At 73.0% G+C, this 11,396-nt stretch carries 8 protein-coding genes; 3 read left to right on the top strand and 5 right to left on the bottom strand.

Annotated features, from left to right (window positions below):
- Nucleotides 1-68: 68 nt before the first annotated feature.
- Genes ACWCXC_RS14810 through ACWCXC_RS14800 form a run of 3 tightly spaced genes read right to left on the bottom strand, consistent with a single transcriptional unit; the run spans nucleotide 69 to nucleotide 3,147 of the window.
- On the bottom strand, nucleotides 69-1,358 hold the full coding sequence (locus ACWCXC_RS14810; protein WP_450888975.1) for an ABC transporter substrate-binding protein: 1,290 nt from the start codon (nucleotides 1,356-1,358) through the stop codon (nucleotides 69-71).
- The gene (locus tag ACWCXC_RS14805; RefSeq protein ID WP_450888973.1) at nucleotides 1,358-2,197 is read right to left on the bottom strand and encodes a carbohydrate ABC transporter permease; all 840 of its coding nucleotides are present in this window, start codon (nucleotides 2,195-2,197) and stop codon (nucleotides 1,358-1,360) included. Before ACWCXC_RS14805 ends, ACWCXC_RS14810 begins: the two co-directional genes overlap by 1 nt.
- Nucleotides 2,194-3,147, bottom strand: coding sequence for a carbohydrate ABC transporter permease (locus ACWCXC_RS14800; RefSeq protein ID WP_450680519.1), 954 nt, complete (start codon nucleotides 3,145-3,147; stop codon nucleotides 2,194-2,196). Before ACWCXC_RS14800 ends, ACWCXC_RS14805 begins: the two co-directional genes overlap by 4 nt.
- Before the next feature lie 126 nt (nucleotides 3,148-3,273).
- Here ACWCXC_RS14800 and ACWCXC_RS14795 point away from each other — a divergent pair, with 126 nt between their 5' ends.
- Complete coding sequence (locus tag ACWCXC_RS14795) at nucleotides 3,274-4,140, top strand: phosphotransferase enzyme family protein (RefSeq protein WP_450680520.1); 867 nt, start codon at nucleotides 3,274-3,276, stop codon at nucleotides 4,138-4,140.
- 58 nt (nucleotides 4,141-4,198) lie between these two features.
- Here ACWCXC_RS14795 and ACWCXC_RS14790 read toward each other — a convergent pair whose 3' ends face one another.
- Nucleotides 4,199-4,951 carry an exonuclease domain-containing protein gene (locus ACWCXC_RS14790; protein ID WP_450680521.1) on the bottom strand — a complete coding sequence of 251 codons (753 nt, stop codon included), beginning with the start codon at nucleotides 4,949-4,951 and terminating at the stop codon, nucleotides 4,199-4,201.
- Between the two features lie 84 nt (nucleotides 4,952-5,035).
- Entirely contained in the window at nucleotides 5,036-6,268 is a 1,233-nt protein-coding gene (locus ACWCXC_RS14785) for an SAV2148 family HEPN domain-containing protein (protein ID WP_383641837.1), read from the bottom strand.
- A 379-nt stretch (nucleotides 6,269-6,647) separates the two neighbouring features.
- Here ACWCXC_RS14785 and glgX point away from each other — a divergent pair, with 379 nt between their 5' ends.
- A complete protein-coding gene (gene glgX, locus ACWCXC_RS14780) occupies nucleotides 6,648-8,810 on the top strand; it encodes a glycogen debranching protein GlgX (RefSeq protein ID WP_450888970.1) in 2,163 nt (720 codons plus the stop codon).
- An 87-nt stretch (nucleotides 8,811-8,897) separates the two neighbouring features.
- A complete protein-coding gene (gene treY / locus ACWCXC_RS14775) occupies nucleotides 8,898-11,285 on the top strand; it encodes a malto-oligosyltrehalose synthase (RefSeq protein WP_450888968.1) in 2,388 nt (795 codons plus the stop codon).
- The last annotated feature ends 111 nt before the right edge of the window (nucleotides 11,286-11,396 follow it).

Raw genomic sequence — 11,396 nt, 5'->3', positions numbered from 1 at the left:
GGCAGGCCCGCTGACGCCGGCACACGGATCCGCCCTCCCCCGAGCCTGGGGGAGGGCGGATCCGCGCGTCAGCGCTGGTAGCGGGCCAGGACCCGGTTGCCGTCACCGACCAGACGGCCGGTCAGCTCCCCGGCGTCGATGGCCCCGCTGTAGTACTCCTGGTACGCGGGGGTGGCGACCTTGTCCTTCCATTCGGGATAGCCGCGCACGGACTGGGCCGGGGCGGGGCGCAGCCCGGCGGCGAGGGCGGCGCCGGTGGCCCAGCCCAGTTCCGGGGTGTGCAGGGCCGGGTCGGCCAGCGCGGCCGTGCCGGTGGGCAGCATCCAGTCGCCCTTGGCCAGCCGGACCATGTTCCGCGGCCGCAGCAGGAAGTCGATGAACTCCACGGCCTCCTTCTTGTGCGGGCTGTCCTCGGCGACCGACAGCGTCTGCGGGCTCACCCCCTGGGCGGTGCCGTCGCGGCCGGCCGGGGCGGGGAGCACGGTCCACTCGAAGCCCTCCGGGGCCTGTTCCGCCACCTGCTGGCGGTAGGAGAAGCCGAGCGGCACCATCGCGTACTTGCCGCCGAAGAGGCCGGGGAGGGTGTCGCCGCCGCCCATGCCGAGCGCGGTGCGGGCGGCGCTGCGGTCGGTGTTCACCTGGGCCGCGATGGTGTCGGGGACCACCCGGTCGCCCGCTTCCGCGGCCACGGTGACCTTGCCGTCGGCGCCCCGGTGGAACAGGGCTCCGCCCGCCGAGAGGCCGAGGTTGAGCGTGACGGAGACCGGTTCCTTGAGCGGCCAGGCGACCCCGTAGCGGCCCTTCCCGGTCAGTTCCCGGGTGACCTGCCGGAATTCGGGCCAGGTCCAGGGCTTCGCCGGGGTCGGGATCCGGACCCCGGACTCCCTGAGGATCCGGCTGTTGGCGATCAGGACGCGCGGTTCCTGGAGGAAGGGCACGCCGTGGACGCCGCCGTCGAAGGTGGCGGTCTCCCAGCTCCGTTCGGGGATGTCGGCCTTCAGCCGGTCCGGCAGCAGGGGGCGCAGATCGGCGAGGTAGCCGCCGTACGCGAAGTCCGCCAGGTCGTCGGAGGCGTCATGGATGACATCGGGCGCCTCGCCGCCCTCGAAGGAGGTGAGGAGCTGGTCGTGGACGCTGTCCCAGCTGCCCTGGACGTACTGGACCTGGACGTCCGGATGGCTCGCGTTCCACTCCTTCACCAGCCGCTTGTTGATGTCGACGGACTCCTTCTGCCAGGCCAGCGACTGGAAGCGGAGCCGGATCGTGCCGTCCGTCCCGCCGTCGCCGCCCCCGGCGCAGCCGGTGAGCAGCAGGGCGAGGGCGGTGGCCGCGGCGGCGGTGCGGGCGAGGGCGCGCATCAGCTCTTCACCGCCCCGGCCAGCATCCCGCCGGTGATCCGGCGCTGGATGACCGCGAACAGCAGGAGCGAGGGGAGGGTGGCGAGGAACGCGGCGGCGGCGAGCGGTCCGAGGTCGCTGGCGCCCTCCGCGCCCAGGAAGTGGGTCAGGACGACCGGCAGGGTCTGCTTCTCGGGCGTCTTGAGCAGGACCAGGGCGAAGAAGAACTCGTTCCACGCGGTGACGAACGCGAAGAGCGCGGTGGCGACGATGCCCGGGGCGAGCAGCGGGGCGGTGACCGAGACGAGGACGCGCAGCCGGCCCGCCCCGTCCACCGCCGCCGCCTCCTCCAGTTCGGCCGGTACGGCCCGTACGTAGCCGACGAGCATCCACAGGGCGAAGGGCAGCGCCCACACCACGTAGACGAGGGTCAGCCCCCAGAGCGTGTTGATCAGGCGCAGTTCCTTGAGGATCAGGAAGAGCGGGATGATCAGCAGGACGAAGGGGAACGCCTGGCTGACGACGACCCAGCCGGTCGCGGCGGCGGAGAGCCGGGTGCGGGCGCGGGCGATGACGTAGGCCAGCGGGGTCGCGACGACGACCGCGATCACCCCGGCGCCGAGCGCCACGAGCAGGGAGTTGGCGGCGGCACGCAGCAGGGGCTGTTCGTCGAATGCCTGCCGGAAGTTGTCGAGCGTGGGGTGCTCGGGGATCCAGGTGGGGTGGAGCGAGCCCAGTTCGGGCGCGGGTTTGAAGGCGGTGGAGATCAGCCAGAGGAACGGGAAGGCCAGGAAGACCAGGTAGCACAGGAGTGCCAGGTACTGTCCGGCGCGTACGGGCCGGCTGGTGCGCATGCTCATCGGTCCTCGCCTCCCCCGAGCCGTCCGGCGAGGTACACGGCGAGGATCACGGAGATCACCGCGACCATCACACAGCCCATCGCGGCGGCGTAGCCGAACTGCCCGTAGCGGAAAGCCTCTTCGTACGCGAAGAGCATCGGCAGCCGGGTCCGGCCGCCGGGGCCGCCGTTGGTCAGCACGTAGACCAGGGCGAAGGCGTTGAAGTTCCAGATGAAGTTGAGCGCGGTGATGGACAGGGCGACGGGCCGCAGCGCGGGCCAGGTCACCGTCCTGAACCGGCGCCAGGCGCCCGCGCCGTCCAGCGCGGCGGCCTCGTGGAGTTCGTGCGGGGTGTTCTGGAGTCCGGCCAGCAGGGCGACGGTGGTCTGCGGCATCCCGGCCCAGACGCCGACGAGGACCACGGCGGGCAGCGCGGTGGCGAGCCCGGTCAGCCAGTCCCGGCCGTCGCCGAGTCCGAGGTCGCGGATCGTCTCGTTGAGGATGCCGGCGTCCGGGTTGTAGACCAGCCGCCACATGATGCCGACGACGACCTCGGGCATCGCCCAGGGGACGATCGCGAGGGCGCGGGCCAGCCAGCGCAGCCGCAGGTTCTCGTTGAGCAGCAGGGCCAGCCCGAGGGCCAGCGCGAACTGCGGGACGGTGACGCCGACGGCCCAGACCAGGCCGATCCGGAACGACTCCCAGAAGAGTCCGTCGTGGAGCAGGTCCCGGAAGTTCAGGGTGCCGATCCACTGGGTGGAGCGGGTGCGGCCGGACTGGGCGTCGGTGAACGCCAGCGCGATGCCGTAGAGGATCGGGACGACGCTCAGGAGCAGGATCGGGATGAGGGCGGGGAGCACCAGGAACCAGGCGCCCGCGCCGCTCCGGGCGGGCGGTCCGCCCCGGCCGCCGCGCCGGGTTCCCGGTGGGGCACTCCGCCCGGAGGAGACGGTTGCACCAGCCAATGTCATAAAAGCGACCCCCTTGCGTGATTCGACCGGCTTGATACCGTTCTGGCCGCTCAGGTGGCCACCGTCATGGTCCTGACGGGCCGTCGGTTCGTCAAGGCGGCGTGCACGGATGCGAAAATCGGATCCATGAACGAGATGCGAGCGCGCGAGGTGCTGGGCGCCGCCGGTCTGTCCGGCGACGCGGAGCTGATCGCGCTGGGCGAGAACGCGGTCTTCGCCGTCGGGGACCTGGTCGTCAAGGTCGGCCGGGACGCCGGGGCGAGCCCGGAGCTGTGGGACCGGGCCGAGCGCGAGGTCGCCGTGGCCCGCTGGCTGGCCGGCTCCGGCGTGCCGGCCGTGCGGGCCGCCGAGCCCGGGGCGCGGCTGGTCGACGGCCATCCGGTGACCGTGTGGCACCGGCTGCCGGACGCGGTGCGCCCCGCCGAGGCGAAGGATCTGGCACCGCTGCTCGCCGCCGTGCACGCGCTGCCCTCCCCGGAGGGCCTGACGCTGCCCCCACGCGAGCTGCTGGGCGGTGTCGAGCGCTGGCTGCGGCTGGCGGGCGAGGCGATCGACCCGGCGGACGCGGCCTATCTGCGCGAGCGGCGCGACGGTTTCGCGGCTGCCGCCGCCGGACTCGTCCCCCGGCTGACCCCGGGCCCGATCCACGGCGACGCGCTCGCGCGCAATGTCCATGTCGGCCCGGACGGCCCGGTCCTGGTGGACCTGGAGACCTTCTCCTCGGATCTGCGCGAGCACGATCTGGTCGTCCTCGCCCTGTCCCGCGACCGCTACGGCCTGCCGGCCGCGTCCTATGACGCGTTCACCGCGGCCTACGGCTGGGACGTGCGCGAGTGGGACGGCTGCGCGGTGCTGCGCGGGGCGCGGGAGACGGCCAGCTGCGCCTGGGTCGCCCAGCACGCGCCGGCGAACCCGAAGGCACTCGCCGAGTTCCGCCGCAGGGTGGCGTCCCTGCGCGACGGCGACCCGGAGGTGCGCTGGCACCCGTTCTGACGGAACCGCACCGGATCATCCCCCACACCCGCGTCCGGACGATCCGCCCCGTTATGCCCTATCTGCCGGACAGGGGCGACGCCGACGCCGACTCGGACACCGGCTCCCGCACCGGCCAGCGGCCGTCGACCACGGCGTCCGGTGTGCCCTTGCGGCGCAGGAACCGCTGGAAGTCGTCGGCCCACTCCGCGTACCAGACGATCTGGCGCTCGTGCAGTTCGGCCGCCGACAGGTCGGCCACCGAGCCGTGCCGGGCGGCTATGGCGTACGCCACGCGCACGGCGGCCAGCGCGTCGGCGCCCGCGTCGTGGGCTCCCCCGTGGACCACGCCGTACTCGACGCAGACCGCCTCCAGATTGCGCTTGCCCTTGCGGTAGCGGTCGACGGCGCGGTCGATCGTGTACGGGTCGACGACCGGGCCGATGGCCCGGCCGCCCAGCCGCTCGGTGAGCGAGGGCAGTTTGTGGCGGTGCAGTTCGGCCGTGAGCAGCGTCAGGTCGAATGCCGCGTTGTACGCCACGACGGGCACCCCCCGGCGCCAGTGGTCCGTCAGGGCGTCGGCGATCTCGTCGGCCACCTCGCGCACCGGCCGGCCCTCGGCGGCGGCCCGCTCACTGCTGATGCCGTGGATCGCGGACGCCTGCGCCGGGATTCTGACCCCCGGGTCGGCGAGCCAGGTGCGCCGCTCGGCCGGCTCGCCCCCCGCGCCGTCGACCCGGACGACCGCGGCCGTCACGATCCGGGCCTCCAGCGGCTCCGTTCCCGTCGTCTCCAGGTCGAAGCCGACCAGCGCCTGCCGGTGCCAGCTCATCCCGTACCTCCTTCGTGGTGCTCCCCCAGATGACGAACACCTTCGCACGGCCCACTGACAACGCCCCGGGCCCGCCCCCCGGTCTCAGGAGACCGGACGGGAGTCCGTCCACACGGACTCGAACTCCTCGCGGTAGGTCTCGAACAGTCCGTGCTCGGTGTCCTGCCCGGCCCGCACCACCGCCCGCCCGCCGCCCCGCAGCACCAGCACCGGGGCCTCCATGCCCCGGGCCCGGCGCAGATAGGTCTGGACGACGCCCACCGCGTTGGCCCCGTCGCCGTCCACCAGGTAGGCGGTGAAGCGCGGGGTCTCGTCGAAGACGTGGATCTCGAAGGCGCCCGGGTCGCGGAGCTTGGAGCGCACCCGGCGCATGTGGAGGATGTTCATCTCCACCGAGCGGCTCAGCTCGCCCTTCTTCAGCCCCAGCTCCCGTTCGCGCCGCTTGACCGCGCTGCTGGCCGGATTGATGAACAGCAGCCGGACCCGGCAGCCCGATTCCGCGAGCCGGATCAGCCGGCGCCCGGAGAAGTTCTGCACGAGCAGATTGAGCCCTATGCCGATCGCGTCCAGCCGGCGCGCCCCGCCGAACAGGTCCTCGGCGGGCAGCTGGCGCTGGAGCCGCACCCGGTCGGGATGGACGGAGACCACGTCCGCGTACCGGTCGCCGACCAGCTCCTCCACCGCGTCGACCGGGAGCCGGTCGGCGGAGGGCACCCCGGCCCCGCTGCCCAGGATTTCCAGCAGCCGGGCCGAGGCCCGCTCGGCCTGGGCGAGCACCGCCTCGTTGAGCGCGCGGTTGCGGGAGACCACGTTGCGGGCGACCTCCAGCTCGTCCAGCGCCAGCTCGACGTCGCGGCGGTCGTCGAAGTAGGGCTCGAAGCAGGGCCAGTGCTGGACCATCAGCTCGCGCAGCTGCGGCAGGGTGAGGAAGCTCAGTACGTTGTCGTCGGCCGGGTCCAGCAGATAGCCCTTGCGCCGGGAGACCTCCCGCACGGCGACGGCGCGCTGCACCCACTCCTGGCCGGCCGGGCCGGCGGCGGCCACCACCCAGTCCTCGCCGTGGACCGGTTCGTAGATGGGCCGCAGCACCGCGGCGACGACCGCGCGCAGCCGCTGCTCCACGAGGTTCAGCCAGATGTAGGCGCGGCCGGCCCGCTGCGCACGGGTGCGCACCTCGCTCCAGGCGTCCGCGCCCCAGTCCAGTTCCGCACCGATCTCCAGCGGCTGCGCCACCGAGACCGCCCCGGGCGGGACATCGGCCAGATCCCCCTCGTGACCCGTGTCACCCGGGGGCAGCTCGAACCCTCCCGAGCTCACCCGCGCACCGCCTTCCACTCCCCCACCAACGATCAAGGAAGGGTACTCCGGGAGCGGGATCCGGTGCAGCCGGATGCGCAGGCTCCTTATCTCAACTCCCCCGTGGATCAAGCCTGTTCCCCGCAGCCCCTCCGGGCGGAGTGAGCGGATTCATAGGGATTAAACACCCCATCACGGGCCTGGTTCCGGTCGTCGCGCCGTGATCGGCCGCCGGATTCCGGTTCCGGGCGACACCGAGGGGAGCGAAGTTGACCGGAGCGGGCGACGCCGTCCCCCGTTTGCCGAGCGGTCCTAGGTACGGGGCCCTCTTTCGGGGAAGATCTGCCCCAGGAGCCCGCAATCCCCAGGCAACCGCATCAGAAGGGGAAGAGTCGAATCCATGCAGGTCTGGCCGGGACAGGCGTACCCGCTCGGTGCCACGTACGACGGCGCCGGCACCAACTTCGCGGTCTTCTCGGAGGCCGCCCACCGAATCGAGCTGTGCCTGCTGCACGACGACGGTTCCGAGACCGCGGTGGAGCTGCGGGAGACCGACGCGTTCGTCCGCCACGCCTATCTGCCCGGGGTGATGCCCGGTCAGCGCTACGGGTTCCGGGTGCACGGCCCGTACGAACCGCAGCGCGGCGCGCGCTGCAACTCCGCCAAGCTGCTGCTCGACCCGTACGCGCGCGCGGTCGCCGGACAGATCCGCTGGGGCGAGGCGGTGTACGGCTACCCCTTCGGGCGGCCCGACGCCCGCAACGACCTGGACTCGGCCCCGCACACGATGACCTCCGTCGTGGTCAATCCGTACTTCGACTGGGGCGACGACCGCCGGCCCCGGACGGACTACCACCGCACGGTGATCTACGAGGCGCATGTGAAGGGCCTGACGATGCTCCATCCGGGGCTGCCGAAGGAACTGCGCGGGACGTACGCCGGGCTGGCCCATCCGGAGGTCATCGCGCATCTGACGGAGCTGGGGGTGACGGCGATCGAGCTGATGCCGGTGCACCAGTTCGTCCAGGACCACCGGCTGGCGGACGCCGGCCTCGCCAACTACTGGGGCTACAACACGATCGGTTTCTTCGCCCCGCACAACGCCTACGCCTCCTGGGGCGACCGCGGCGAACAGGTGCTGGAGTTCAAGCAGGCCGTGCGGGCCCTGCACCAGGCGGGGATCGAGGTGATCCTCGACGTGGTCTACAACCACACGGCCGAGGGCAACCACCTGGGGCCGACGCTCTCCTTCCGGGGGCTGGACAACGCCTCGTACTACCGGCTCGCCGACGACCCGCGCTACTACATGGACACCACGGGAACCGGGAACTCGCTGCTGATGCGCTCCCCGCACGTGCTCCAGCTGATCATGGACTCGTTGCGCTACTGGGTGACCGAGATGCACGTGGACGGCTTCCGCTTCGATCTGGCGGCCACGCTGGCCCGGCAGTTCCACGAGGTGGACCGGCTGTCGTCCTTCTTCGACCTGGTGCAGCAGGACCCGGTGGTCAGCCAGGTGAAGCTGATCGCGGAGCCCTGGGACGTGGGCGAGGGCGGCTACCAGGTGGGGAACTTCCCACCGCTGTGGACCGAGTGGAACGGCAAGTACCGGGACACGGTCCGCGACCTGTGGCGCGGCGAGCCGCGCACCCTGGCCGAGTTCGCGGGACGGCTGACCGGCTCCTCGGACCTCTACCAGGACGACGGACGGCGGCCGCTCGCCTCGATCAACTTCACCACCTGCCACGACGGCTTCACCCTGCACGACCTGGTCGCGTACAACGACAAGCACAACGAGGCCAACGGCGAGGGCAACCGGGACGGCGAGAGTCACAACCGGTCGTGGAACTGCGGCGTGGAGGGCGAGACGGACCGCCCCGAGGTGCTGGAGCTGCGCGAACGCCAGATGCGCAATTTCGTGGCCACGCTGATGCTGTCCCAGGGCGTGCCGATGCTCAGCCACGGCGACGAGTTCGCCCGCACCCAGCACGGCAACAACAACGCCTACTGCCAGGACAGCGAACTGTCGTGGGTGCACTGGCCGGAACCCTCCGCACCGGCCGGCGCCGACGGCGACGAGACCGGGGAGGACGGCGACGGGGGCGGCAGCAGTCTGCTGGAGTTCACCCGGGCCATGGTGTGGCTGCGCCGCGACCACCCGGTCTTCCGGCGCCGGCGCTTCTTCCACGGGCGGCCGGTGGAGGGCACCCACGACGAGCTGTCGGACATCGCCTGGTTCACCCCCGAGGGCCGGGAGATGACGCAGCGGGACTGGCAGGCCGCACACGCCAAGGCGCTGACCGTCTTCCTGAACGGGCACGCCATCTCCGAGCCCGGTCCGCGCGGCGAGCGCATCTGCGACGACTCCTTCCTGCTGATGTTCAACGCGAGCGCGGAGACCCTGGACTTCGCCGTGCCGGTCAACCACGGACGCCAGTGGCTCAAGGTCGTCGACACGGCCCGCCCCGTGGGCGTCCTCACCGGCTCGGGCCCCAAGGTGGCGGCGGGCGATCGGGTGACGCTGGTGGGCCGCAGCATGGTGGTGCTCCAGCGGCCGGCGTAGGACCGGGACGGGGCGCGGGGGCCGCCGGTCGGGGCGTTGTGCGCGTCCGGGTGACACAGGCGGCCCGGATCTGGGTACGAACGCCCCATGACGCCTTCCGCCACCTACCGGCTCCAGCTCCAGCCGGAGTTCCCGTTCTCGGCCGCCGAGGACGCCGTGCCGTACCTCGCCTCGCTCGGCGTCTCCCATCTGCATCTGTCCCCGGTCCTGGAGGCCGTGCCCGGCTCCCGGCACGGGTACGACGTCGTCGACCACGGCCGGGTCCGCGCCGAACTGGGCGGCGAGGAGGGGCTGCGGCGGCTCGCCCGCACCGCGCGCCGGCACGGTCTCGGCCTGGTGCTGGACATCGTGCCGAACCACATGGCCGCCGACCCCCGCCACAACCACGCCCTGCGCGAGGTGCTGCGCGAGGGCCCCGGCTCCCCGTACGCCCGCTGGTTCGACATCGACTGGGCGGCGGGCGGCGGGCGCCTGCTGCTGCCCGTGCTGGCCGGACGGCTGGGCGAGGAGCGGGAGCGGATGCGGGTGGACGGGGAGGTGCTGCGCTACGGGGAGCAGGAGTTCCCGCTCCGGGCCGGCACCGCCCGTCTCGGGCTGCCCGAGCTGCTGGACGCCCAGCACTACCGGCTCGCCTGGTGGCGGCTGGCCCGTACCGAACTGAACTACCGGCGGTTCTTCACCGTCTCCGAGCTGATCGGGGTGCGGGTGGAGGACCCGGCGGTGTTCGAGGCGACCCACGCGAAGATCCTGGAGCTGGTCCGGGACGGGGTCGTGGACGGGCTGCGGATCGACCACCCCGATGGGCTCGCCGACCCGGCCGGCTATCTGGAACGGCTCTCGGCGGCGAGCGGCGGGGTGTGGACGGTGGTGGAGAAGATCCTCACCGGCACGGAGCCGCTGCCCGCCAACTGGGCGGTCGCCGGCACCACGGGCTACGACGCGCTGCACCGGATCGACGGCCTGTTCACCGACGCCGAGGGCGCGGCGGCGCTGCTCGGCGGCTACCGCGACCACGCGTCCCCGGCCGGGGACCGGGGCGGCTACTGGTCGGGGACCGTGCGCCGGGCCGCGTACCGGGTGGTCACACACGAACTGGCCGCCGAGACCGCCGTGCTGGCCCGGCTGGCCTCGCGGATCTGCGACACGGACCCCGCGCTGCGCGACCACGCCCCCTGGGCCCTGCACACGGCGGTGCGCGAACTGCTGGTCCGGGTGCCGGTCTACCGGCCGTACGCGACGGCGGGCGGGCCCTGCACCCGGACGGCCGAGGCGGCGCTCGACGCGACGGCGGTGAGCGACGCCAAGGCGGCCTTCGCCGTACGGGAGGAGGCCGGGGCCGTGGACGTGGTGCGGGAGCTGGCTCTGGGCCGGCTCGGCGGTGGCGAGGACCGGGCGGCGTTCTGCGCCCGCTTCGCGCAGACCGCGTCGGCGCTGCGGGCCAAGGCGGTCGAGGACACGGCGTACTACCGGTACGTGCCGCTGGTCTCGGCCAACGAGGTGGGCGGCGATCCGGGGCGGCCGGCGGTGGAGCCGGAGGAGTTCCACGCCTTCTGCGCCCGGCTGGCCCGCGACTGGCCCGCCACCGGCACGGTGCTGACCACGCACGACACCAAGCGCAGCGCGGACGTCCGGGCGGGCATCGCGGTGCTCGCGCAGTGCCCCGGGGAGTGGGCGGAACTGGTCGCCGAGCTGACCCGGGTCGCGCCCGCCGCCCCCGATCCGCAACTGGCCTGGCATGCCTGGCAGACCGCGCTCGGCTGCGCGGGCCTGCCGGCCGGGGAGCGGGCGGCCCGGCTGGAGCCGGCCCTGCTCAAGGCGGTGCGCGAATCGGGTCTCTTCACCAGCTGGACCGAGCCCGATCCGGTCTACGAGCGCGCGGTGACCGACTTCGTGGGCGCGGGTCCCGCCGCCCGCACCGGTCCGGCGAGCGCCCTCCTGGAAGGCTTCGCGGCACGGCTCGCCCCCCATGTGCGCGCCCAGGTCCTGGGCGCGGCGCTGGTGCATCTGACGATGCCCGGCGTACCGGACCTCTACCAGGGCAGCGAACGGGAGTACCTGGCCCTCGTGGACCCGGACAACCGCCGCCCGTTCGCGCCGCCCGGCGACGGCGCGCCCGTCGACGAGAAGGCCGCCCTGACGGCGGCGGCGCTGCGGCTGCGCCGGGAGCGGCCCGAGGTGTTCGGCGAGTCGGGCACCTACGCCCCGCTGGCCGCGTCCGGTCCGGCGGCCGGGCACTGTCTGGCGTTCTGCCGCTCCGGCGAGGTGGTCACGGCCGTGACCCGGCTGTCGCTGCGGCTGGCGGAGTCCGGTGGCTGGCGGGAGACCGCGCTGGCGCTGCCGGACGAGGGGGTGTGGAGCGATCTGCTGACGCCGGGCCGGAAGTTCTCCGGCGGCGCGGTGGCCGCCGGAGAACTGTTCGCCGAGCGCCCGGTGGCGCTGCTGGTCCGGGGCGTCGGGGCCGGGGGCGGAGCCTGACCGGGCCCCGGTCTAGCTTGATCTTTAACCTGTGCGGCGAGGTCGTGGGGTCGTCGGCTTCTTGTTCCGGGACGTGGCGGTGTCGGTTTTGCGGGCTGTGTGGACGTCGTG

This window comes from Streptomyces sp. NPDC001515 (assembly GCF_053597115.1).
The sequence above is the reverse complement of the archived record's forward strand: the minus strand, read 5'-3'. Positions and strand labels throughout refer to the sequence as shown.